This is a genomic window from Trichococcus alkaliphilus, assembly GCF_003008695.1.
GTDB lineage: Bacteria > Bacillota > Bacilli > Lactobacillales > Aerococcaceae > Trichococcus > Trichococcus alkaliphilus.
The window spans coordinates 304,826-328,835 of record NZ_PXZT01000003.1 but is presented as its reverse complement, the minus strand read 5'-3'; the positions used below and the strand labels follow the sequence as shown (position 1 = coordinate 328,835).

Genomic DNA, 24,010 nt, shown 5'->3' with positions numbered 1-24,010 from the left:
AAAAGATGAAAACTCAAGCGGTGTTTTCGGTTTCCCTTTAAATTTGTAGATTCAGTTTTGAGAGAACAACGTTCTCTTGAAAAATGTGCGGTGACGATGGCAAGAAGGTCACACCTGTTCCCATCTCGAACACAGAAGTTAAGCTTCTTAGCGCCGATTGTAGTGAAGGGTTTCCCTTTGTGAGAGTAGGACGTTGCCGCGCAAACAAAAAGCAAGCATGCAGGTTATCCCTGATGCTTGCTTTTTTTTTTGCATTTTTTCGGATTAATCCCAGTTATTGATTTTGTTTCCCAAACAGCTGCACAGCGTACAGAAATTCCCCGTCATAATGGACGCCGATGCCTACCTCCAGGAAATCGGGTTGAATCATATTGGCGTAATGCCCTTCACTTTCCACCCATCCATCAAACAAAAATTCGGCCATACCTGCTTCGTCCTTGAAATAGGTCGCCATTGCCAGATTTTCTCCGACCGTTTGATAAGGGTACCAGTAATCCTCGGTCTGGATGACCGTGTAAAAATCGGTTCCATCCGGCCGGGTGTGCGAAAACGATGTCTGGGTTTCAATGGCCCGGTGATCGGCCGCCGCTTTAAGCGTTTCGTTCTTCGTAAGGGGAAGCAAGCCTTGCTCCAGGCGAAGCTCATTCAGCAAAACCATGATTTTATCTTCCACTAGGGTATAGTCGATTTCATCAGGTCGGGTGAAGGGCGCTGTGAGCAGATCGACGCCTTCAGGGCTTGTCAGCACTTGAATTTTCTCAGCCACATCCGTTTGGATTGCTTGCTCGAGAAACGGGAATTTATCGTTCAAAGCATTACGGTTTATTCCGTATCCGACCAATAACGCTGCTATGCCCGTGAACAGCAAGCCTCTAATGATTCGCATCCGCACCGCTCCTTTCAGATTTCCAAATAGTTTATTACTGGAAAATTTCCAGTAGATTCAAGCATGTTTCCATTATAGTCAATTTTCTGCGCAATGTCCTGGAGAAAGTCTGGGATTCGTTTTTTGATCGGTAATTTGCTAAAATGGGGGTAGAATCGAAAGATGGAAACCTGTTGTGCGGATTGCTGAAGGGGGAATTCCTATGAACAAAAGGGTTGGGTTGCTGCTTGTTGCCTGTGTAGGTGTCTTTGCTGCATGCCAAAATGAAACTGAAAGTGCAACCGTGAATTCTTTGGTGGGGGAAGAATCAGCTTCTGTTGTTGAGGAAACTGCAGCTAAAACGATCCTTTTTTCAAGCGGTGTAAAGAACGGAATCACCAGAGGCGACAAGTATAACTATTTTGCATTAGAGGGTACTGCTGAAGGGTATGATCAAGTGACGACCATCATCGAAGGGACGGCTGTCGACTACCGCGAGACGAACAACGTGTGGGAGTTCGATTATCCTTATCAAGGCCCCGGAGTCGAAACGGAAATTACCTTCACGACGGATACATCCGTCATCTATGGCGATACCGGAATCGAACTGGCTGATCTTGCTCCTGAAAGTTATGTCACCATAACGTTTATGCCCAATGAGAACCCAACGATAACTCCGCCGGCTTTTACGGTCAATGAGGGTGAGGCGCAAAACTTTTTGAGCGACGAATCCGGGATAAATGAATTGGTGACGGTAACGGAAATTCGTGAAATAGATGCGCTGGAGGGACTCAATCCGCTTGGGGAAAAACTATTGGAAGTGGAAATACAATACGTCAACAACGGCAACGTCGAGACCTACATCGCACCCAACTATTTTTCGGCACTTGATGCCGAGGGGAAGAGCCTGCCGTTGCGCTATACCCATTTCTGGCTACATACTGTCGCACCCGGGGAGTCCTTCACGGACACGGTATATTTTGACATCACCAGTGAAGGGCCGTATGCCATCCAATTTTTTGATGGAGCCTGGATCGACAGCGAAGAAGCGGGCGGCACTGTCAATGATATCTAGCTGACCGAATGATATCGAAAAACTACGGGAAATAGTCCATTACAGTGATTGTGCTGGTTAATGGATAAATGGATAAAAGGAAACAGCCTTGTACAGCGAAAGCTGTGCAGGGCTGTTCTTACGTTTTCTGAGGTACGGCTGCAAAAATTGTGCGTTACTTTTAGGTACGGACAACCAAAACATCACACGGTGCATGACGGACCACATAGTTAGAGACCGATCCAACAAAAGCCCTGGTGATCGCACCTTTGCCGGTCGCTCCGATGACAATAAGATCGATGTTGTATTCTTTTGGAAATGCTTCAGCGATCAATGTCATTGGGTTGCCGTTGGTTACAGACTTCTTGATTTCAATCCCTTCATTTGTAGCGAATGTCATCATTTCATCGAGGAATTCATATTCCATGTCCTTGTATGCTTCCGTCAATCTGGATTCATATTCAGGGCTAAGCGGAACATTTCGTGTATCCTTGACATAGATAAGGTGTAACGCGGCGTTATTGCGTTTGGCAATGGCAACAGCTTTTTTGAACGAATCTTCTGACTGACCTGAACCGTCAACGGGAACCAAAATATTTTTGTATTCTGCTAACATTTCTACCCGCTCCTTTTTTGATTTTGTTCAGAAAACGCTTCCTACATTCATTCTACAACAACAATGTTTGAAAAGGAAGCCGGGAACAGGTGACAAAAATGAGAATTATTTGGCAGAACTATTAAAAATAAATGAAGCATGCTAAAATGAGTTTACGAAAAAGAAAGGAATGAAGGCGGATATGACGGAAGCGAACCAAGAACGGGAGATCAGATATTGCAGGCAGACGAAGGTGATTCAGACACACCATGTTTTTCCGTTCGATTCAAATTACCACGGTACCTTGTTCGGCGGTAAACTGATGAGCATGATCGATGATTGTGCGGCAATTTCTGGGGAGCGTTTCGGTCGTACGACCAATGTGACCGCATCGGTGGACACATTGAACTTCATCAAGCCGCTTCCGACAGGGCACTCAGTCTGCATTGATACGTTTGTGTCCGGAGCAGGGAAGACGTCCATGGAAATCTTCACAAAAGTGACCGGGGAGAATCTTCGGACGGGTGAACGTTACTTGGCGGCTACCTGCTTTTTGACCTTTGTGGCGCTCCCTGATGAGAATGGGGATAAAGTATGTCTTCCGAAAATCGTACCGGAAACGGTCGAGGAAAAATTCATCAACAGCGGATATGAAGAAAGACGGCAAAAGCGGAGAGCCGATCTGGACTACCAAAAAGAGCTGCATGAGCATCTCACGATAGAAATACCTTGGGCGGATTAGCGTTTGCAGGCAGAAACAGCACGGCAAGGCTTGATCTGAACAGCATGGAAAGAAATACATACAAATGATGGAGCAGGAGTGTGTCAACGTGTCGAAAACTAACGGAAAAGATTTATTGGGTCAGCCATTTTTGAATAAAGGGACCGCATTCACTTTGGAAGAACGGGCAACATTGGGATTGGAAGGCTTATTGCCGACTGCAGTCCGTACACTGGAAGAGCAGGGAGAGATTGTCTATGCGCAACTGGGCCAACTGAGCGATGCCTATTCCAAACAGAAGCATCTGATGAATATCTACGCCCAGAACCGCGTGCTTTTTTACCATGTTATCGGGAAACACGTGACGGAGTTGTTGCCGGTCATCTATACACCGACCATCGCCGACACAGTCATGAATTATTCGCGGGATTACCAGATTCCCCAAGATGCGGTCTATTTGGATGTGAATCGTCCGGAAGCGATCCGCAGCGCTTTGCTGAATAGCAGTAAAGATATGGATGAAATCAAAATGATGGTCATCACGGATGGCGAAGGGGTGCTGGGCATCGGCGATTGGGGCATCCAAGGCATCGCGATTTCGGTCGGGAAACTGGCCGTCTACACAGTCGCTTCGGGATTGAATCCGCAACAGGTGTTGCCGATTGTGATCGATGCGGGCACAAATAACCAAGAGCTGCTGGAAGATCCGTTCTACCTCGGCAACAAGCATAAACGCGTGACCGGAGAGGCTTATTACCCATTCATCGAAACGTTCGTTGAAGAGGCTTCCGCGCTGTTCCCGGATGTATTGTTCCACTGGGAAGATTTCGGCCGCGACAACGCCGCCAATATTCTGGAACAGTACCGCGATAAAATCTGCACGTTCAATGATGACATCCAAGGGACCGGCGTGATGATGTCGGCTGCGATGGACTCGGTCGTCAGAATCACGGATAAGCCGATCACGGAACACAAAATTCTTGTTTTCGGAGGCGGAACTGCCGGTGTCGGCGTTTCCGACCAAATCCTCATGGAGATGCTGCTGCAAGGTGCCGACAGCAAGGAAGCCCGCAAACAGTTTTACATGGTCGACCGCTACGGTCTGGTCACTGATGATATGGCAGACTTGACGCCGGGCCAGCAAAAATATGCGCGCGCCGCGGATGAATTCCCTACACAGCTGACCGATTTGGCTGAAATCATCGATGCCGTCCAACCGACCGTATTGATTGGCACTTCGGGCCAAGCCGGCGCCTTTACGCAAGCAGTCGTCCAGAAGATGGCAGCATACAATGAACGTCCGGCCATCATGCCGATCTCCAATCCGACCAGATTATGCGAAGCAAAGGCTTCGGATGTTATCGCTTGGTCCGAGGGAAGAGCGTTGGTCGTCACCGGTAGCCCATCCGATCCGATCGCATACAATGGCGTGAACTATAAAATCGGGCAAGCGAATAACGCCTTATTGTATCCGGGCTTAGGCTTTGGGATCGTCATCGCAAAAGCGAAGACAGTGACGGACAGAATGCTGTCCGCTGCAGCGCACGGCATCACTTCCCTGCAGAACTTGGAGGAAGCGGGAGCAGCGATTTTGCCGCCGGTTTCCCAGTTGCGCGAAGCATCGAAATTGGTTGCGGCAGCCGTCATCCAAGCAGCCATCGAAGATGGCGTAAATGGCGTTGAAATAGCGGACCCGATGGAGGCTGTCGAAGCTGCCATCTGGAAAGCAGAATATTAGGACAAAAAGCACGTCCAAAAACGGAAGAAACGACAGGAAGGAACGGGATGAATGGAATATCGGATTGAACATGACTCATTAGGGGAAGTAAAAGTAGCAGCGGATAAATTATGGGGTGCACAGACACAGCGCAGTCTGGAAAACTTCAAGATCGGAATCGAAAAGATTCCGATGGAAGTCATCTACGCATTGGTCGAAATCAAGCGGGCTGCCGCAGCCTCAAACCATGAAGTCGGTTTGTTGGATGAGACAGTGGCAAAGGGCATCCTTTTGGCGGCTGACGAAGTGCTTGAAGGAAAGTGGGACGATCAATTTCCATTATCCGTATGGCAGACCGGAAGCGGCACGCAATCCAACATGAACGTGAACGAAGTGCTGGCGAACCGGGGCAACCAGCTTGTTGACGGCGGCATCCATCCCAACGACCACGTGAACAAGGGCCAGAGCTCCAATGACACATTCCCGGCTGCCATGCATATCGCCGGCGTACTGTACATAAAAAACAAACTGTATCCGGCGATTGATCAAATGATCGGCACCCTGACCCGCTTGGAGCAGGAAAATGCGGCGATCGTCAAATTGGGCCGTACCCATCTGCAGGATGCGACGCCATTGACATTAGGCCAGGAAATCAGCGCATGGCGCGTCATGCTTGAAGAAACCAAGTCAATGATCGAGGACTCCTTAAAATATATGCGACAAGTAGCCTTAGGCGGGACAGCGGTAGGAACGGGACTGAACGCCGATCCGATCTTCATCCAAAAAACAATCGAAAAGGTTGCGGAACGCACGGGCGAGCCCTTCGTCGGTGCAGAAAACAAATTCCATGCGCTGACCAGCAAAGATGCCTTTGTGCATACGCACGGGGCAGTCAAAGCATTGGCGGCCAATTTCTACAAAATCGCAAATGATGTCCGTTGGCTGGCAAGCGGTCCGAGAAGCGGAATCGGCGAAATCAGCATCCCGATGAATGAGCCCGGAAGTTCGATCATGCCCGGAAAAGTCAATCCGACCCAATCCGAAGCGGTAACGATGGCCTGCATCCAAGTGATGGGCAACGACAGCGCTATTGGGTTTGCCGCTTCGCAAGGTTCTTTCCAGCTGAACACCTATATGCCGCTCATCGTGAACAGCTTCATGCAATCTGTCCGCCTGCTTGCGGATGCACTGATCAGCTTTGATGAAAACTGCGCGAGCGGAATCAAGGCGGAACAAGAAAAAATCAACCATAACCTGACCAATTCCTTGATGCTGGTGACTGCGTTGAACCCGTACATCGGCTATGAGAAAGCAGCCAAAATCGCCCAGAAGGCTTTCGTGGACGGCACTTCCCTGAAGGAGGCGGCTGTCGCGATGGGACATGTCACTGCTGAAGAGTTTGATAAGTACGTGGATCCGATGAAAATGGTATAATTATTTCCGACGAAGTGCGGATCGACAGGCAAGTTCAGTCGATCCGTTTTTGTTGTCTATTATTTTGAAACAGATTGAAAAGAGGGGGTTGCGTCGTGGATATTACCTTGGAATTGATGAAGCACAGCATTTTGGAAAGCGAGCGGATCCTGCTGCGTCCGGTCGGATTGGCGGATGCTCCGGATATGTACGAGTATGCTTCCGATGTGGAAACGACCCGTTTTGTCTTCGAAACGCATCGCGATCGGGCGATGACGGAGGAAGCCATCGCGAATTACTTCATGGCGGCGCCTACGGGAAAGTATGCGCTTGTAGTGAAGGACACCAAAAAGATGGTCGGGACGATCGATATCCGTCCGAACCCGACTGACCGCATCGCGGAAATCGGCTACACCTTGAACAAGGCTTACCGCGGCAACGGCTATATGACGGAAGCCGGCAAGCTCATCACGGCGCTGGCTTTTGAAGTTTTGGAACTGGAAAAAGTCTTTGCGATGCATGACGTTCTCAACCCGGCTTCAGGCGAGGTGATGAAGCGCATCGGGATGCAACCGGAAGGGATTTTGCGCAGGCATAAAGTCTTCAAAGGGCGCAGCTGCGACATGGCTTATTACGGAATACTGAAGGAAGAGTATTTCCAGCAAGCAAGGAAAGTCTGAACCGCAAAAAAGCATTGCTATTTCGGAGCTTTTCTCATACAATAATTAGTGATTGAACGTAAGGAATAGTATATGGATGATGGGCAAAGAGAGTCTTTCCTAGGCTGGAAGAGGGACCCCCACTGATCCGTTGAACCTACCTGACAGTATGCCTTAGAAATATGGCCGGTTTTCTGCCGTTACCAGATGTTGAGTTGGGCTTTCGCCAATAATGAAAGCCAATGAAGGTGGTACCGCGGAAATACATCAGGAAAGTATATTTCGTCCTTGTTAAGGATGGATTATGCTTATTTTTTTGCAATCAAATAGAAAAAATATTTTAAAATCAGGAGGAAAAACATGAGTAACTTACAAAAAGAAGATTTTTCAGCATGGTATATCCAAACCATCAAACAAGCTGATCTGATGGATTATTCACCTGTACGCGGCTGCATCATTTTTAAACCGGACAGCTATGAAATCTGGGAACATATCCAGGAAGAATTCAACGCACGCTTCAAAGAGGAAGGCATCCGCAACGCCTACTTCCCGATGCTGATCCCGGAATCATTCTTCACAAAAGAAAAAGATCATATCGAAGGCTTCAGCCCGGAATTACCATGGGTTACGGAAGCTGCTGGCGAAAAATTGGAAGAACGTTTGGCATTGCGTCCAACATCGGAAACGATGATCGGCACGGCTTTCGGTGACTGGATCAATTCTTACCGCGATCTGCCGATGGAAATCAACCAATGGGCTAACGTGTTCCGTTGGGAAAAGAAAACCTTGCCGTTCTTGCGTACTTCCGAATTCCTTTGGCAAGAAGGACATACTGCCCATTCTGATGAAGAAGATGCGCGCCGTCGTACCATGCGTATGCTGCAAGTCTACAAAGAAGTCATCGAAGGTTTGTTGGCAGTGCCTGTCTACGAAGGACAAAAAACGCCTTCAGAACGTTTCGCAGGTGCGGTTGATACCTACTCCGTAGAAGCGATGATGAAAGACGGAAAAGCAGTTCAGGCCGGCACTTCCCACTATATGGGCACAAAATTCGCGGAAGCATTCGACATCAAATATTTGAACCGCGATAACGAACACGTTTATGCGCATACTACTTCTTGGGGCGTCTCCACACGTTTGATCGGTGCAATGATCATGGTCCACGGCGATGAACAAGGATTGGTGTTGCCTCCTAAAGTCGCAGCGAAACAAGTTGTCTTGATGCCGGTTGGCCCATGGAAGAAGAAACCAGAAATCGTGGAACGTCTGGAAATATTGCAAAAAGATCTGAAAGCTACCGGTATCCGCGTTCTCTTGGACGACAGCGACAACTCGCCTGGATTCAAATTCAACGAGTGGGAACTGAAGGGCGTACCGATGCGCATCGAATTCGGACCGCGCGATATGGAAAACAACCAAGTAATGGTGAAAATGCGTGACCTTTCCGACAAAGTGGCTGTATCCTTGGATGAAATCATGGACTTCGTGCCGAAAGCATTGGACGAAATGCAAGTGCGTCTGTTAGAAACGGCCCGTGAAAACCGCAAAGCCAATGAATACACCAACATCGACACGTTGGACGAACTGAAAGCACATATCGAAGCGAAGAAAGCAGCAGGCGAAGTGCCTGGATTCGTATTGGCAGGATGGGACGGCGAGCTTGAAACGGAAGCGAAAATCAAAGAAGAGACTGGCTTCACGACCCGCAACATGCCTTTCAACCCGCCAGTCGAAAAAACAACCTGTATCGTTTCAGGCAAACCAGCCAAACACACAGTCTGGTTAGCCAGAGCTTACTAAAGATACGATGAATCCTACTCTAGAAATCGAGCACTAAGAGGATATTACGAGAACGGCCGCTCTTTGGCCGTGACGTAATATCAGCTTAGGCGGAGATTTCTGGGATTCAGAGTTTGACTAAAAAAAACAGGACCCACTCCATCAATGCGGAGTGGGTTCTGTTTGTCTTTTCGGCATTACTTTTTGTCGGCATCCTCGGGGTGCAGGTGCACGATTTTTTTCCCGCCCAAAATGTTTTTCACATCAGTACGGCGCTTGTCTTTTTGAGCTTCGACCAATTTCTTCGGCGTAATGTCATTACCCTCGGGATCGTAAACTTTTGAATTCAAAAGGATTTCATCAAAAGAACTGCGGAACGATTGGATGTAGGTTTGACGCAGTTGTTGCTGCTCGATTTTTTCGGTTTCGGTCAGACCATCCGCCGTTTTGGCTTTACGGGCCAATTCATTGATTCTGTTTAACAGTTTTTCCATATATGTTTCTCCTCTCATGTGGAAGGAGATATCAGAAGTGTTTGTTGTGCCAAGCTTTCGCTGCAACAACCTCTTCATTCGTCAGTGAGTGTCCAGCGTTTCCCCAATAAATGGATACCTCACTGCCGGCTCCTTCTAGTGTTGCCTTCAAATCCGTGCTTTCTTCCGGTGCGCAAAGCGGATCATTTGTGCCCGCACCGATAAAGACAGGAAGGGCATGCAGATCAGGCAATTGACGATTGTGGAACGGCACCATCGGATGATGAAGGATGGCCCCTTTGACAGCATCTTTGAAAGAGTATATCATACTCCCGGCTATATTTGCACCATTTGAGTATCCGATCACGACGATGTTATTCCGGTCGAAACCATATTCTTTGGAGGCATCCTCCAAGAACGCAATCAATTCCTTAGTGCGGTATTCCAGGTCATTTTCGTCGAATACGCCTTCTGCTAAACGGCGGAAATAACGGTTCATGCCGGATTCGGTCACGTTTCCGCGCACACCCAGCAGAGAAGCTTCCGGATCGATCGCCTCTCCGAGGAAAAACAGGTCGTGCTCAGTTCCTCCTGTGCCATGCAATAACAGCAGCAAAGGCCTTTTTGGATTCCCTTGTTTGAAAATATGTTGATGATTCATCTAAATCAATCCTCTCTATTATACGTTGCGGACTTCGAACGGAATGAGTCCTGCCGTCAATGCCTCACGTCTGCTTTCGTACTGCGGCGGAAGCATCAATTTTTGGCCCATTGTTTCGCGGGGCTCATCGATAGCGAATCCCGGAGAATCCGAAGCGATTTCGAAAAGGATGCCGCCTTTTTCCCTGAAGTAAAGGGCTTTGAAATAATTGCGGTCCCGGACAGGCGTGGCATGCAGCCCAAGGTCGGTGACATGCTTCAGCCAATCCAGGTGATCCGCTTCATCTTTTGCCCGCCATGCGATATGATGGACGGTTCCGACACCCATGACACCGGCGCCAACCGAAGTCATCTTGATATCGACGGTATTGCCGAGAGCAGCTTCAGAACGGAAACGGATCAGGTCATCTTCCTGCCCGATGCGCTCCAATCCCATCACTTTTTCAACGACAGCCGCAGTTTCTTCGGGCGCTCCCGTCAACAGGACGGCTCCCGCAAAGCCTTTGATGGCATGTTCTGAGGGGACACCGTTGAAGGAATAAGGGTTATTTTTTCCGTCTTCACGCTCCACCAATTCCAGATGCAGACCATGGGGATCATCAAAGTCTAGGTAAGTTTCCCCGAACCGGGTCGATTTATCGAACGGAACGTTGTAATCAGCCAGGCGGTTTTCCCAGAATGACAGGGATCCAGCCGGAACCGCATAAGCAGTGATGCCGACCTGTCCATCGCCGATGCTGCCATGGCGGGATTTTGCCCATGGGAAGAACGTGATGACGGTCCCGGGTTCGCCGTCCGCGTTGCCAAAGTAAAGATGATAGGTTTCCGGATCGTCGAAGTTGACGGTCTGTTTGATCATGCGCATCCCGAGCACGCCGGCATAAAAGTCGACATTCTCCTGTGGATGACCCACGATGGCTGTAATATGATGGATTCCTGCTGTTTTCTTCATTACGAAAGACACTCCCTTAGAATTGATTTTGGATTCTTTAAACTTATTATCTCGAATTCGAAATAATAATAACACGAGAAAATTAAGCTGTCAAATAGTAAGCGTAGAGCAGTCGGTAAATAAAAAGTTAAGATAGCAGTAAAATTTACCGCGGGGCATATGCTATAATTAAACCTACAACAACAGAGGAATGAGGGGTAAATTTGCAGGATAGCAGCATCGACCAAGTCATACGGGATTTTGTCAGTAAAGGCATTGCGGCCCATCGCATCCATAGCCTGGATGAGCGATACGCCATCAATCACTTATTGGGTTTATTAGAGATAGACGCTTATGATGTTCAAAAAATACCTTCCATTCCTTTGCCCAATTTACTGGACTCACTGGATCGGATGATCGGCTACGCGATTGAAAAGCATCTGATTTCGGATATTCCTGAGGAAATCGAAATCATGGAAGCGCAAGTCATGGAACTGATCACACCTTTGCCTTCGGAAGTGAATAAGCGTTTCTGGATGCATTATGAAGAAGCACCGATGCGGGCAACCGATGAGTTCTATCGTTTGAGTCAGGATAATGACTACATCAAGACCAGGAAAATCGCGAAAAACAAACATTTTTCGATCGATTCCAAATACGGCAAGCTGGAGATTACGATAAACCTTTCCAAACCCGAGAAGACGCGCCAACAGATGGAAGCTGCGCGTCAATCGGAAGGCGGCAACTATCCTGTTTGTGCGCTTTGTATGGAAAACGAAGGATATAAAGGAAGAGCCGGTGCGGCAGCGAGAAGCAACCATCGGATTGTGCGTCTTCCTTTATTCGGGGAAAACTGGGGCTTTCAATATTCGCCTTATTCCTATTATAATGAGCACTGCATCATTCTTTCCGAAGACCATGTGCCCATGCATGTCAATGAAGAGACAATTGCGAACCTGTTGGAGATCGTGACGGTTTTCCCACATTACTTCATCGGATCCAATGCGGGATTACCGATAGTCGGAGGCTCCATCCTCAGTCATGAACATTATCAAGGAGGGCGTCACCATTTTCCGATGGAAGCTGCCAAAGTTCTCCGGACCTTGGCTCTGGAAGGTTTCCCGGAAGTCGAAGCCGAAGTACTCTTTTGGCCGCTTTCGGTCATTCGTCTCCGTTCAGAGGATAGGGATGTGGTCGCTGCAGCCGCGTGCGCCATTATGGAAGAATGGCAAAACTACAGCGACCCGCAAGTTGAAATTTTGGCGGAATCGGCAGGCATTCGCCATAATGCGGTAACTCTCATTGCGCGCCGTGTCGGAGAAGCTTACGAGTTGGATGTGGTGTTTCGGAATAACCGGACAAGCGAAGCATTCCCTGACGGCATCTTCCATCCGCATCAGGATGTCCAGCACATCAAAAAAGAAAATATCGGCTTGATCGAAGTGCTCGGCCTGGCCATCCTGCCGCCCCGATTGGATACGGAGCTCAATGAAGTTGCCGATTATCTGTTGGGGAAAACCGCTGACGTTGCCTCCTGCCATCTGGAGTGGGCCGAAGAACTGAAGCAGCAAGGGCCTTTCGAAGCAGATTCCGTCATGGAAATGATCCATGAGGCGGTCGGTGAAAAATTCCTGCGCGTGATCGAGGATGCTGGCGTGTATAAGCAAACACCGGAAGGGCAAGCGGGCTTCGATCGCTTTTTGCGCACACTTGAAAATCAGAAATGAAATTGCATAGAAGAACGACGGAGGTGAAGTAAGGATGGCGACCATGAAGGACATCGCCGAAAGGGCAGGAGTCTCGACCGCAACGGTTTCGCGCGTGCTGAACCACGATGAGACGCTTTCTGTCGGGAAGGAAACGAAAGATCGGATTTTCGCAGCCGCAAAAGAGCTGAATTATTCCAAAACGAAAAAAAAGAAAAGCAGAGAAAAGATCCTGCTGCTGCAGTGGTATACCCAAGAGGAAGAGTTGGATGACCTCTATTATCAAGGCATCCGTTTAGGGGCCGAGGAACGCGCCGAAGCCGAAGGGTACGATGTCGTGCGCGTTTTCCATGATGTGACCTTCGATATCGAAAAGGACGTCATCGGAATTGTCGCAATCGGTAAATTCGGAGAGCGACAGGTACAGAGGCTGATGGATTTCGGCAAGCCGTTGTGCTTCATCGACTCGGATCAATTCAAATGGAAACAGGATTGCGTCATTGTCGATTTTGCATCCGCGATGGAACAGGTCGTTGCCGAAATGGACAGAGGCGAACACTCCAAAATCGGCTTTTTGGAAGGCAAGGAACTGACGAACGACAAAGAAATGCTGGTCCGCGATCCGCGGTCGGAGCTATTTCTTGCCGAACTGCGCAAGCGAGGCTGGTACCGGGACAAGTACCACCGCAGCGGGAGTTTCAGCACTACCTCAGGATACGAAATGATGAATCAGTTGATCAACGAAAACCGGGAACAACTTCCGACTTTCCTGTTTGCCGAAAACGATGCGATTGCGATAGGTGCCTTGCGTGCTTTGCAGGAAGCGGATATTGCGGTTCCTGATCAAATTTCGGTAGTCGGATTCAACGACAGCAAGGTCGCCAAATACGTCTATCCGACTTTGTCGACCATCCGTGTCGATACGCGCGAGATGGGCAACACAGGTGTATCCTTATTGCTGGACCGCATCTCCTATCCGCGGAAAGTATCCAAAAAAATCAGTTTGTCCACGGAATGGATCAAGCGCGCATCGACAAAGTGATTCCACCAAATCAATGCTGAACCGCTCTGAAAAAAGAAGAAGCCGCCCCAACAAACCGATACAGGTTGTTGGGGCGGCTTCTTTTCATATCCTATCAAAAATGAGTCTTATTTTTTCCAATCATCGATTTTATCATCAGCCTTGTCTACAAAATCATCGGCTTTGTCATGGAGTTCGTCTTCAACTTCAGCTTTTTTTTGTTTTGCTTCGCCGCGTGCTTGTTGGAGTTTACCTTCTAATTCTTTTCCTGAGTCATCCACCAGGTCGCCGTATTCCTCTTTAACTTTGCCGACAACTTTGTCCTTCATGCCTTTTGCTTTATCGCCCAAATTTGAATCCATGATGTCTCCTCCTTTTTGATGTCGCACTTTTTGACTACGCTTACTATAATCTATTTTAACGCATTTATTTTTAGAATCAAGCAATAGCCCTTGGAAATGAAACCGTTATCCATCATTCTTCTGGGAGTATTTGGAAGGACACATGCTTTTTATCGTTCTGATTAAATGCTATACTAGATAAGCAGAATAATCAGGAAAAGGAGGCTATCTAGATGAAAATATTAGCCATTGAATCCTCAAACCAGACCATGAGTGCGGCTGTATGCGAAAATGGCCGCTTGCTCGCAGAGGTCACTACAAATGGAAATCTTCAGCATAGTACCCAATTGATGCCCGCGGTGGACCATGTCATGCAGCTTGCTGGATGGAAGCCTGCCGATTTGGAACGCATCGCAGTTGCTAAGGGGCCGGGATCATACACAGGAGTCAGGATCGGAGCGACCATCGCTAAAACATTGGCGTGGACATTGGCGATTCCGTTAGTGCCTGTTTCCAGCCTGAAGGTTATTGCCGGCAATTGTGAAGGGGCAGCGCACAAGCTTGTTCCTATGATTGACGCGCGCAGGGGCAACTGTTACACAGCAGTTTATCAATTCGAGGACAACTTGTTGGTGGAACGGATTGCCGACACACATATAGCCAGTGAAGAGTGGTTCCAGCGCTTATTGGCGGAAGAAGGCACTTACCTGTTCGTGGGAGAGGATGTCAGCAAATACCGCGAGCGGATCGTTGCATTATTCAAGGAACGCGCACTATTTGCGGGAGAATCACAGGCTTTGCCGCGAGCGAGCGTTCTGGCGACACTTTCGGAATCCGGAACAGCGGAGGATCCGCACACATTTGTGCCGGCTTACTTGAAAAACCCGGAAGCTGAAGAAAAATGGGAAGAACAGCATCACAGTAATCGGAGGGAAGACTACGTTGAAAGAGTGGATTCATCGATTTAAATCCGTGTACAAGGAAATTCAAACCGATGTCCGGTCATACATCCTGTCCAAGTTCGTTTACAAGCGCGTTCTCTCCGAGGAGGAAACCTATCTGCTGCGTAATCAGCTGCCGGTCAGATTGATGATCGGCAGGAAACAGCATATTCCGGATATTCTCTATATCGAACGGATGAGCTATGATGGCGCGACCCCTTGGGGAAGGACGGCATTGGAGAATGATATGTTGCAGAATCCCAAATCGCTGTATTACGTTTTGTATGAAGGGTATTCGCCCATAGCTTTTTTGGGTGTCAGATTGGATGGGAAAGATATCCATATCACGAATTTGGCGGTAGTGCCCGAATTTCAGCAGATTGGTGTTGCCACTTTGTTGTTGCGGGTATTGAAGGGTTTTGCGGATGAAAAAGGAGTCACAAGCATCAGTCTGGAAGTGCGGATTTCAAACCACAGAGCGAAGGCTTTGTACGCTAAAATAGGTTTTCTGCCGGAGCGGGTCAAGCAGCATTATTATCACGGCGATGGCGAAGACGCGTTGGAGATGGTGTGGCCCTTAGCGGGAAAACAATCGGAAGAAAAGGAAGATGTTCATGCAACGCACGTTTGAAATCTGTGACCTGAAGGCGGACGCAGGCAAGTTGGAGCAATATGCACAGGCTTTGTATGAACTTACATTGCTGGCCAATGAGGGGCATTCCAGTTGGAAAGCATCCTCGTTCCTGTCTGAATTGAAGGATAATCATTCCCTTTATACAGGCTGCATGGAAGAAAATAAGCTGGTGGGCTATATTTGTTGCATGGCGGTTGTGGATGAGGCGTCGATCAATAATTTTGCGGTAGCGCCTGACCAGCAGGAAAAAGGCATCGGAACAAAATTGTTGCAGGAGATGATCGTCTTGCTGAAAACGAAGGGCATAGAACGGCTCTGGCTTGAAGTCCGTGTCTCTAATGAAGCTGCCTGTAACCTGTACAAAAAAATAGGTTTCACAGAAATATACCGAAGAAAAGAGTATTACCAGAATCCGATCGAGGATGCCTACATCATGGAATTGGCGCTGATATCGGAAAATAAAGAGGAGGCGGAAGGCTGTTGACAGAAACAGATGTGACCATACTCGCGATTGAGAGCAGTTGCGATGAAACAAGTGTAGCTGTGGTGAAAAACGGAAATACGGTCCTTTCGAATGTTGTTGCTTCCCAGATCAAAAGCCACATGCGCTTTGGCGGGGTCGTGCCGGAAGTAGCGAGCCGTCATCATGTCGAGCAGATCACCCAAATCGTTGAAGCGGCATTGAGTGAGGCCCAAGTCACTTTCGATGCCATCGATGCGGTCGCGGTAACACATGGCCCAGGCTTGGTCGGCTCGTTGCTGATCGGCGTCAGTGCGGCAAAAGCGTTGGCTTTTGCGCATCAGAAACCGCTCATTCCGGTCAACCATATGGCCGGCCATATCTATGCGAACCAGTTGGTGACGCCGATGCGCTACCCGTTGTTGTCTTTGGTGGTCAGCGGAGGGCATACGGAATTGGTGTATATGGAAAAGGACGGCTCTTTCGACATCATCGGCGAAACGCGGGATGATGCTGCGGGAGAGGCTTACGACAAAATCGGCCGCATTTTGGGCTTGCCTTATCCAGGCGGGAAAAAAATGGATGAAATGGCTCATGAAGGCAAAGAAACGATGCATTTTCCGCGCGCAATGATCAAAGAGGACAACTATGATTTTAGTTTCAGCGGATTGAAAAGTTCCGTCATCAATACTGTCCACAATGCGCGCCAAAAAGGGGATGACATCAATCCCTACGACTTGGCTGCCAGTTTCCAGGCAAGCGTCGTGGAGGTTTTGGTGCATAAGACTTTGCGCGCAGCCAAGGAAAAGAATATCAAGCAACTGCTGTTGGCCGGCGGAGTTGCCGCCAACAGAGGCTTGCGTGAGGCTTTGTCCGCAAAAATGGCACAAGAGCTTCCGGAAGTCGAAGTCGTCATTCCGCCGTTGTCGCTTTGCGGGGATAATGCGGCGATGATCGGGGCTGCGGCCTACACTGAATACCGCCAGAAACATTTTGCTGGATACGATCTGAATGCACATCCCGGATTGGTGCTCGGAGAATGAAAAAAAGAGAACGCTGGCCGATTATGGCGACCAACGTTCTCTTTTTTTGTCGTTCTTAGCCAATCAATGCTCTGCAGTAATCGGCATCGAGATCCGAAAAATCGGTGACGATGACGGTTGCCAAGGATAGATCCTGCGGCGGGAAGTCGAGATTGCGGAAACCGATACATTTGCAGCCGGCCGCATGTGCAGAGGCAACCCCGTTTCTGGAATCCTCTATGACGACGCAGTTTTCCGGTTTGGCTTTCAGGTTTTCGGCAGCATCCAGGAAGATATCGGGCGCGGGTTTGGAATGTGCAACGCTCTCTCCCGAAACAAAATAGCTGAAATATTTTTCGATGTCCAATTCTTTTACAGCCTTATGGATATCCGTCAACGGAGAGGAAGAGGCAATCGCTAAAGGAACACCAGCTTCATGCAGACGTGCAATGAAGGGAATCACACCGGGGATCGGTTGCAGGCCATCTTCTTCCATCAGACGATTCCGGATGACGTTCGCCCGCTCCACCAATTCTCCGACTGGAGCATCCAGATCGAATTCATTTTTCATTGTTTCCCACATATACTCATGCGTCGTTCCCTGATAACGGAAATGGTACTCCAGCTCGGTATCCACTCCAAATTCCTTCAATAACATACTCTCTGATCGCAAAAAGAATGGTTCCGTATCGATGATGACACCATCCATATCAAATAAAACGGCTTCCAACATATTCTTACCTCCATGTTATGCGTACTTGTTCCAGTGCATCTTAACAAAAGTTCCGGCTTTCCTCAACTGAAACAGAAAGCGCGTGAGCCAGAACGGTTATCCGCCTGACTATTCGCTCAGTTCCTCAAGCGCAGTTGTCTGATCTTCCCAATCCTGCATCAGCTCTTCCTGCCGTGCTTGGAGAGCGAGCAATTGCTGATTGAACTGTTGGACTTTTTCATGGTCACCGTAGACTTCCGGCTCGGTCAATTGCAGCTCGATTGCAGCGATGGACTCCTCGACGGTCGCCAATTCATCCTCCAAAGCCTCCACTTGCCGGGCCAGTTTTCTTTCCAATTTCAGCTTTTCCTTGGAAGAAACATAATCCCCTTTGGCTTTCGAAAGGGGCTCAACGGCAGTGTTTGTTTCCACAGCGCTTTCGGCCTGCTGCAGAGCTGCCAACGCCGCTTCTTGTTGTTTCTTTTCAATATAGTAATCGTAGTCCCCGAGGTATAATTTGCTGCCTTCAGCGGAGAGCTCGACAATGCTTGTCGCAATCCGGTTGATGAAATAGCGGTCGTGGGATACGAAAAGCAGGGTGCCGTCATAATCGATCAAGGCATTTTCAAGCACTTCCTTACTGTCGATGTCCAAATGGTTCGTGGGTTCATCGAGGACAAGGAAGTTCTTTTGATCCAAAGCCAGCTTGCAGAGCGAAAGCCTTGCCTTCTCGCCACCGCTCAATGCCGGGATCGTTTTTTCGACATCGGCGCCGGAGAACAGGAAGCTCCCCAGGATACTGCGCACGTCTTTTTCGTTCAGCGTAGGGTGAAGATCCCAAATTTCAGCGAGAACGCTCTTGTTTTTGGAAAGGTTGCCTAATTCCTGGTCATAATAACCAAGGTCCACATTGGCACCGAGCTGGACTCTGCCTTTCAAAAGCGGAATCTCGGAAATGATCGACTTCAGCAAAGTGGACTTGCCGATCCCGTTCGGCCCGACGATCGCGATCGCTTGTTGTTTGCGGATATCAAGATTGATCGGGTCAGCCAGGATCGTATCGGAATAGCCGACAGCCCCGTTTTCAAGGGTCAAGACGACGTTTCCGCTCTCTTTTGCGATCTCGAAGGAGAAGCGGGCGGAACGTTCATCGCCTTTTGGCTTGTCCATCCGGTCCATTTTTTCCAGACGTTTGCGGCGGCTTTGCGCCATCTTGGTCGTGGAGGCGCGCGCCAGGTTACGGGCGACATAATCCTCCAATTTGGAGATTTCATCCTGTTGCTTCTCGTAAGCCTTTAATTCCTGCTCCAGGCGGGCGGCTTTCTCGGTCAGATAATAAGAGTAGTTCCCTTTGTAGTGCTGGATCTTGTGGCGGCTGATTTCATAGACTTCGGTGGCTACTTTGTCCAGGAAATAGCGGTCATGGGAAACGATCAACAGCGAGCCGTTGTAACCGATCAGATAATTTTCCAGCCAAGCCAACGTGTCGATGTCCAGATGGTTGGTGGGCTCATCCAAAATGAGCAGGTCGTTCTTCTCAAGCAGGATTTTGGCCAAGGCGAGCCTTGTTTTCTGGCCGCCTGACAATTGGGAAATCGGGCGATTGTAATCTTCTTCGTAGAACTGGAACCCGTGCAACACTGAACGGATCTCGGATTCGTAGCCGTACGCATTCTTTTCATGCAGGGTGTGCTGAAGATGGTCATAGCGTTCCAAAGCTTTTTGATAGGCTTCTTCATCCTCGAGCAGATCTGGATCCCCCAGAGCAAAAGCGGCTTGCTCAGCTTCTTTGCTTAATTGGATGAGTGGGGCAAAAATGGTCAACATTTCTTTCCAAATCGTATTGGAGGAATCGACCGCGCTATGCTGATCCAAGTAGCCGATCGTGACTTCCTTGCTCTTGGAAACAGAACCGGCATCCGTCGCTTCGATGCCCGCCAGGATCTTCAGCAAGGTTGATTTCCCTGCTCCGTTTCGGCCGACGAGCGCAATGCGCGAATGGTCTTGGACGGTAATTTGAATATTATCGAATAAAACGCTCGCCCCAAAAAGGCGCGCCAAATTTTGTCCTTGTAATAAAATCATATGTAGTGTCCTCTTTCTAAACAAATACTCGCATTTATCCTTTTCATTTTATCACAGCAAGCACTGATTCGATAGAGACAAGCAGAGTTATTGCTATATTCACGTATTTGTGCATGTGAATTTTATTGATGACCCCGCTTACAATTAGTATTGTATTTCACATAATGTTCAAAAAAGGATTCACAATCAAGTCCGGTTTCGAACAAATTAGTAGATTTTTCACAATCAGATGATATAATAGTCAATATGAAATGAAAGCTTAAGTATGTGAACATACTTTTTAAAGTTTGTGCATTCGGGCAAACAATATGAGGTACGAAATGAACGAGGAAAGAAGAGGAGAAAATAATGTCGACGAATGATATTCCAAAAGCTACGGCAAGGAGGTTGCCGATTTACCACCGCTATTTGCGCTTTTTGCACAACGCTGGTAAAAAACGCGTTTCATCCACTGAATTGAGTGAAGCAGTAAAAGTGGATAGTGCTACTATCCGTAGGGATTTTTCATATTTTGGCGCACTGGGCAAAAGAGGATACGGCTATGATGTCGAGTATTTGTTGGATTTCTTCAGCAAAACCTTGAATCAGGACCGTTTGACGAACGTGGCTCTGATCGGTGTGGGTAATTTGGGACATGCCTTGTTGAACTACAACTTCCATGTAAGCAATAATGTGCGCATCAGTGCCGCATTTGATGTCAATGAAGGCATCGTCGGCAAAATCCTTAGCGGTGTGCCGGTTTACCCGATGACTGATATGGTTGAGCAATTGCGCATCCAACAGATTGATGTAGCCATTTTGACCGTTCCCCAAGAAGTGGCGCAGGATGCCACGAACCGATTGACCGAAGCGGGCGTTCGCGGCATCATGAACTTTACCCCGATCCGTCTTTCCGTTCCGGATAATGTCCGCGTTCAGAATGTGGACTTGACGAATGAATTGCAGACATTGATCTATTTCTTGGACAATGATATCGGCTGAGCAAAGTCGACAGCTGATGATAAGAAAACGCAAAAAGAAGGATGAGGCCGCCTCATCCTTCTTTTTTCTAGTTTTTATCGATGCTGTCTTTGATTTTCACGTAGGCATTGAACATGCGTACGCCTTTGACAACATCACTTGTTGCGAACAACACGCTGACGATGGCCATGAATCCCCAGCCTGCAGTATTCACGGCATCGACTGCCAACCAGATGAAGAGGATGGCGAAAACGAAGCGGATGATTATTTGAATTAGTAGATTTTTTAAAGTCATGTTATTCCTTTCTTTTTCCTAAATAGCGGGCTTCACGTGTCTCACGAAATGAGTTGGGACAGAATCGGCAAGGCTGACACGACATTCATCAACGCATGCGCAATCATCGGAGTCGCTATGTTTCTTGTCCGGTAATAAAGGAAAGAAAACCAAAGACCCAGAGAGCCGTAAACCAAATAGTGCCCATCATTATGCGCAATCGCAAAAAGCAAAGCGCTGATAGTGGCTGCGCCGACTATCCCGATTCCGTCAACCAGATGCGTGACAATCGCTTTACGGAACACAAATTCCTCCATCACAGGTGCAAAGATGATGATGTTGAAAATAAAGAACGGGTAGCGGTTTGTCAAGTCCAGCAACACTTCCGTATTTTCGGAAACGACTGGCATCTTGAACAATAGATACTCCACATTCATCGCGACGATCTGAATCAGGACAGCTCCCATGAAACCGAAGAGTCCGGTAGTGAGCGTTTTTCCGATTGGGGCAGACGGTTGATCCGTAAGACTGTTTAGTGGTGTCCATTTTTTTCTGCTATTCCATGCTACCATAAGGACAGTTCCCAGGAAAGCAAAGAATAACGAGAGATTCATGGCGGCTGCGATGCGATCTGCCTCCGGAATGAAAAAAAGCATCAGGACCGGCAAGAGCTGAGAAGCGAGATAGATGAGGATGATCTGTATGGCTAACGTTAACCTTGAACGTATTTTTTTATTCATATATAGTACCTTTCTGAGAGAACTGACGTTTTTGCGCTTAAAAACAGTATAGCATAATAGCGAATAAAAATAGAATCGGAAAAAATCGGCTTCCCTCTTGCAAATTAATTGGAGATTGATTAATATAGAAATGTAACTTAGCACTCTAAGTTGATGAGTGCTAAAATGATATTATTTTGGAGGGATCATCTTGTTAAAACCATTAGGAAACCGTGTTATTGTAGAAGTTGCCAAAGAAGAAGAAAAATCTATAGGCGGCATCGTTTTACCGTCATCCGCTAAAGAAAAATCCCAAACAGGTACCGTAATTGCTGTCGGCGCAGGCCGCGTGACAGATAACGGCGTAACAATCGAAATGACCGTTAAGGCGGGAGACACTGTCCTTTTCGAAAAATATGCAGGCACAGAAGTTAAATATGCGGGAACAGAATACTTAGTGATCAAAGAAAGCGACATCGTAGCAATCCTGGACTAAAAATATAATTCATGAGGTGAATCGATAAATGGCAAAAGACATTAAATTTTCAGAAGACGCAAGGGCAGCAATGCTTCGTGGTGTAGATATATTAGCAAATACCGTAAAAGTGACTTTAGGACCCAAAGGACGCAACGTCGTTTTAGAAAAAGCGTACGGCTCTCCGTTGATCACGAATGATGGTGTAACGATTGCTAAAGAAATCGAATTGGAAGATCGCTTCGAAAATATGGGAGCGAAACTGGTTGCCGAAGTTGCTTCCAAAACAAACGATATTGCCGGTGACGGTACTACGACTGCCACTGTTTTGACACAAGCCATCGTTCGCGAAGGGCTGAAAAACGTTACAGCAGGCGCAAACCCAGTGGGCATCCGTCGCGGTATTGAGTTGGCTACACAAGCAGCTGTAAAAGGTTTGGCGGAAATTTCCCAAACCGTAAATTCAAGAGAATCGATCGCGCAGGTTGCTGCCGTATCATCCGGATCGAAAGAAATCGGCGAATTGATTGCTGAAGCGATGGAAAAAGTCGGCAACGACGGGGTCATCACTATCGAAGAATCTAAAGGTATCGAAACCGAATTGGATGTTGTTGAAGGCATGCAATTCGACCGCGGTTACCTGTCGCAATACATGGTCACAAACAATGACAAGATGGAAGCTGAATTGGAAGCACCATACATCCTGATCACGGATCGCAAATTATCCAATATCCAAGACATCTTGCCTTTATTGGAACAAATTCTGCAACAAGGACGCCCATTATTGATCGTTGCTGATGATGTTGACGGAGAAGCACTTCCTACATTAGTATTGAACAAATTGCGCGGAACATTCAATGTAGCAGCAGTCAAAGCACCTGGTTTCGGTGACCGTCGTAAAGAAATGCTGCAGGACATCGCAATCTTGACAGGCGGTACAGTCATCGCTGAAGACTTAGGCTTGGAATTGAAGGATGCTTCCGTAGAGCATTTGGGTCGTGCAGGCAAAGTTGTCGTAACCAAAGATTCCACAACAATCGTTGAAGGAGCCGGCGAAAAAGCAGCCATCGAACAACGTGTGGCGGTCATCCGTGCGCAATCAGCAGAAACAACTTCGGAGTTTGACCGTGAGAAATTGCAAGAACGCCTTGCGAAATTATCCGGTGGCGTCGGCGTCATCAAAGTCGGAGCGGCTACAGAAACTGAATTGAGAGAACGCAAACTGCGTATCGAAGATGCTTTGAACGCAACGCGTGCTGCTGTTGAAGAAGGTATCGTATCCGGTGGGGGTACAGCCTTGATCAACGTTCAAAAATGCGTCGAAGCGTTGGAACTGAGCGGCGACGAAGCGACAGGTGCACGCATCGTGGCACGTTCGTTAGAAGAGCCAGTGAGACAAATCGCTGAAAATGCAGGGAAAGAAGGCTCCGTTGTAGCCGATAAGATCAAAGGCCTTGAAGTTGGCATGGGTTATAACGCCGCAACCGACGAATGGGTAAACATGATCGAAGCAGGAATCGTCGATCCTACGAAAGTGACACGTTCCGCTTTGCAAAACGCAGCCAGCGTTGCTGCTTTGATCCTATCGACAGAAGCTATCGTAGCCGACCATCCAGCCCCAGCAACAGCCCCATCAATGGACCCAGGCATGGGCATGATGTAAAAAACAGGATGTGATGATTCGCGTTTAGATACCCGGACGTTGGAGTGAACCGTGGATGTCCACCTCTTTTGTGGACAACCACGGTTTGCGAAACGGGAGCGGTATCTGCGAATCAGAACTCAACTATAAG

The 24,010-nt window shown here is 48.1% G+C and carries 25 protein-coding genes and 1 rRNA gene; 16 read left to right on the top strand and 10 right to left on the bottom strand.

Features of this window, described 5'->3' with window-relative positions; translation table 11 throughout:
• Positions 1–86 precede the first annotated feature (86 nt).
• Positions 87–202 (top strand): 5S ribosomal RNA (rrf, locus tag C7R73_RS04725).
• Positions 203–274: 72 nt separating this feature from the next.
• Here rrf and C7R73_RS04720 read toward each other — a convergent pair.
• The gene (locus tag C7R73_RS04720; protein WP_106449364.1) at positions 275–886 is read right to left on the bottom strand and encodes a CAP domain-containing protein; all 612 of its coding nucleotides are present in this window, start codon (positions 884–886) and stop codon (positions 275–277) included.
• A gap of 202 nt (positions 887–1,088) precedes the next feature.
• On the opposite strand from C7R73_RS04720, the gene C7R73_RS04715 reads away from it, so the two are divergent.
• Positions 1,089–1,940 (top strand): DUF4352 domain-containing protein, encoded by an 852-nt coding sequence (locus C7R73_RS04715; protein WP_106449363.1) that lies wholly within the window; start codon positions 1,089–1,091, stop codon positions 1,938–1,940.
• A gap of 160 nt (positions 1,941–2,100) precedes the next feature.
• Here the strand turns inward: C7R73_RS04715 and C7R73_RS04710 are convergent, their stop codons facing one another.
• Positions 2,101–2,535, bottom strand: a complete 435-nt coding sequence (locus C7R73_RS04710; protein WP_068620806.1) for a universal stress protein — start codon at positions 2,533–2,535, stop codon at positions 2,101–2,103.
• Between the two features lie 169 nt (positions 2,536–2,704).
• Here C7R73_RS04710 and C7R73_RS04705 point away from each other — a divergent pair, with 169 nt between their 5' ends.
• The 5 genes from C7R73_RS04705 (at position 2,705) to proS (ending at position 8,824) form a co-directional block, all read left to right on the top strand.
• Entirely contained in the window at positions 2,705–3,256 is a 552-nt protein-coding gene (locus tag C7R73_RS04705; protein ID WP_239992567.1) for an acyl-CoA thioesterase, read from the top strand.
• 88 nt (positions 3,257–3,344) lie between these two features.
• Entirely contained in the window at positions 3,345–4,973 is a 1,629-nt protein-coding gene (locus C7R73_RS04700; RefSeq protein WP_106449361.1) for an oxaloacetate-decarboxylating malate dehydrogenase, read from the top strand.
• A 51-nt stretch (positions 4,974–5,024) separates the two neighbouring features.
• Positions 5,025–6,386, top strand: a complete 1,362-nt coding sequence (fumC, locus tag C7R73_RS04695; RefSeq protein ID WP_106449360.1) for a class II fumarate hydratase — start codon at positions 5,025–5,027, stop codon at positions 6,384–6,386.
• 95 nt (positions 6,387–6,481) lie between these two features.
• Positions 6,482–7,045: a GNAT family N-acetyltransferase gene (locus C7R73_RS04690; RefSeq protein ID WP_239992566.1), complete on the top strand. Its 564-nt coding sequence runs from the start codon at positions 6,482–6,484 to the stop codon at positions 7,043–7,045.
• Between the two features lie 339 nt (positions 7,046–7,384).
• On the top strand, positions 7,385–8,824 hold the full coding sequence (gene proS, locus C7R73_RS04685) for a proline--tRNA ligase (RefSeq protein ID WP_106449359.1): 1,440 nt from the start codon (positions 7,385–7,387) through the stop codon (positions 8,822–8,824).
• Between the two features lie 176 nt (positions 8,825–9,000).
• Here the strand turns inward: proS and C7R73_RS04680 are convergent, their stop codons facing one another.
• The 3 genes from C7R73_RS04680 to C7R73_RS04670 are packed head-to-tail and all read right to left on the bottom strand — an operon-like array spanning position 9,001 to position 10,888.
• Positions 9,001–9,297, bottom strand: coding sequence for a DUF896 domain-containing protein (locus C7R73_RS04680; RefSeq protein WP_106449358.1), 297 nt, complete (start codon positions 9,295–9,297; stop codon positions 9,001–9,003).
• A gap of 31 nt (positions 9,298–9,328) precedes the next feature.
• Positions 9,329–9,937, bottom strand: coding sequence for an alpha/beta hydrolase (locus C7R73_RS04675; RefSeq protein WP_106449357.1), 609 nt, complete (start codon positions 9,935–9,937; stop codon positions 9,329–9,331).
• Between the two features lie 18 nt (positions 9,938–9,955).
• The gene (locus tag C7R73_RS04670; protein ID WP_106449356.1) at positions 9,956–10,888 is read right to left on the bottom strand and encodes a ring-cleaving dioxygenase; all 933 of its coding nucleotides are present in this window, start codon (positions 10,886–10,888) and stop codon (positions 9,956–9,958) included.
• Between the two features lie 203 nt (positions 10,889–11,091).
• On the opposite strand from C7R73_RS04670, the gene galT reads away from it, so the two are divergent.
• Both galT and C7R73_RS04660 read left to right on the top strand, forming a co-directional pair.
• Positions 11,092–12,594: a UDP-glucose--hexose-1-phosphate uridylyltransferase gene (galT, locus tag C7R73_RS04665; RefSeq protein ID WP_192875240.1), complete on the top strand. Its 1,503-nt coding sequence runs from the start codon at positions 11,092–11,094 to the stop codon at positions 12,592–12,594.
• Positions 12,595–12,628: 34 nt separating this feature from the next.
• Positions 12,629–13,615: a LacI family DNA-binding transcriptional regulator gene (locus tag C7R73_RS04660; RefSeq protein ID WP_106449355.1), complete on the top strand. Its 987-nt coding sequence runs from the start codon at positions 12,629–12,631 to the stop codon at positions 13,613–13,615.
• 107 nt (positions 13,616–13,722) lie between these two features.
• Here C7R73_RS04660 and C7R73_RS04655 read toward each other — a convergent pair whose 3' ends face one another.
• Positions 13,723–13,956 (bottom strand): CsbD family protein, encoded by a 234-nt coding sequence (locus C7R73_RS04655; RefSeq protein WP_106449354.1) that lies wholly within the window; start codon positions 13,954–13,956, stop codon positions 13,723–13,725.
• A gap of 212 nt (positions 13,957–14,168) precedes the next feature.
• Here C7R73_RS04655 and tsaB point away from each other — a divergent pair, with 212 nt between their 5' ends.
• From tsaB to tsaD, 4 genes are read left to right on the top strand one after another with little or no spacing between them, the layout of a single operon-like run.
• Positions 14,169–14,903 carry a tRNA (adenosine(37)-N6)-threonylcarbamoyltransferase complex dimerization subunit type 1 TsaB gene (tsaB, locus tag C7R73_RS04650; RefSeq protein WP_106449353.1) on the top strand — a complete coding sequence of 245 codons (735 nt, stop codon included), beginning with the start codon at positions 14,169–14,171 and terminating at the stop codon, positions 14,901–14,903.
• Complete coding sequence (gene rimI / locus C7R73_RS04645; RefSeq protein WP_106449352.1) at positions 14,878–15,507, top strand: ribosomal protein S18-alanine N-acetyltransferase; 630 nt, start codon at positions 14,878–14,880, stop codon at positions 15,505–15,507. The genes tsaB and rimI (C7R73_RS04645) overlap by 26 nt, the downstream gene beginning before the upstream one ends.
• Positions 15,491–15,994 (top strand): ribosomal protein S18-alanine N-acetyltransferase, encoded by a 504-nt coding sequence (gene rimI / locus C7R73_RS04640; protein WP_161525862.1) that lies wholly within the window; start codon positions 15,491–15,493, stop codon positions 15,992–15,994. Before rimI (C7R73_RS04645) ends, rimI (C7R73_RS04640) begins: the two co-directional genes overlap by 17 nt.
• Positions 15,988–17,013: a tRNA (adenosine(37)-N6)-threonylcarbamoyltransferase complex transferase subunit TsaD gene (tsaD, locus tag C7R73_RS04635; protein ID WP_106449350.1), complete on the top strand. Its 1,026-nt coding sequence runs from the start codon at positions 15,988–15,990 to the stop codon at positions 17,011–17,013. Before rimI (C7R73_RS04640) ends, tsaD begins: the two co-directional genes overlap by 7 nt.
• A gap of 55 nt (positions 17,014–17,068) precedes the next feature.
• Here the strand turns inward: tsaD and C7R73_RS04630 are convergent, their stop codons facing one another.
• On the bottom strand, positions 17,069–17,725 hold the full coding sequence (locus C7R73_RS04630; RefSeq protein ID WP_106449349.1) for an HAD family hydrolase: 657 nt from the start codon (positions 17,723–17,725) through the stop codon (positions 17,069–17,071).
• 108 nt (positions 17,726–17,833) lie between these two features.
• Positions 17,834–19,789: an ABC-F family ATP-binding cassette domain-containing protein gene (locus C7R73_RS04625; RefSeq protein WP_106449348.1), complete on the bottom strand. Its 1,956-nt coding sequence runs from the start codon at positions 19,787–19,789 to the stop codon at positions 17,834–17,836.
• A gap of 348 nt (positions 19,790–20,137) precedes the next feature.
• On the opposite strand from C7R73_RS04625, the gene C7R73_RS04620 reads away from it, so the two are divergent.
• Positions 20,138–20,770, top strand: coding sequence for a redox-sensing transcriptional repressor Rex (locus C7R73_RS04620; RefSeq protein ID WP_086629504.1), 633 nt, complete (start codon positions 20,138–20,140; stop codon positions 20,768–20,770).
• Positions 20,771–20,837: 67 nt separating this feature from the next.
• Here the strand turns inward: C7R73_RS04620 and C7R73_RS04615 are convergent, their stop codons facing one another.
• Positions 20,838–21,044 (bottom strand): DUF4305 domain-containing protein, encoded by a 207-nt coding sequence (locus C7R73_RS04615; protein WP_106449347.1) that lies wholly within the window; start codon positions 21,042–21,044, stop codon positions 20,838–20,840.
• 41 nt (positions 21,045–21,085) lie between these two features.
• Positions 21,086–21,763: a CPBP family intramembrane glutamic endopeptidase gene (locus C7R73_RS04610; protein ID WP_106449346.1), complete on the bottom strand. Its 678-nt coding sequence runs from the start codon at positions 21,761–21,763 to the stop codon at positions 21,086–21,088.
• Between the two features lie 190 nt (positions 21,764–21,953).
• On the opposite strand from C7R73_RS04610, the gene groES reads away from it, so the two are divergent.
• Both groES and groL read left to right on the top strand, forming a co-directional pair.
• Positions 21,954–22,238, top strand: coding sequence for a co-chaperone GroES (gene groES / locus C7R73_RS04605; RefSeq protein ID WP_086629443.1), 285 nt, complete (start codon positions 21,954–21,956; stop codon positions 22,236–22,238).
• Positions 22,239–22,266: 28 nt separating this feature from the next.
• Positions 22,267–23,880, top strand: coding sequence for a chaperonin GroEL (gene groL, locus C7R73_RS04600; protein ID WP_106449345.1), 1,614 nt, complete (start codon positions 22,267–22,269; stop codon positions 23,878–23,880).
• Positions 23,881–24,010 lie beyond the last annotated feature (130 nt).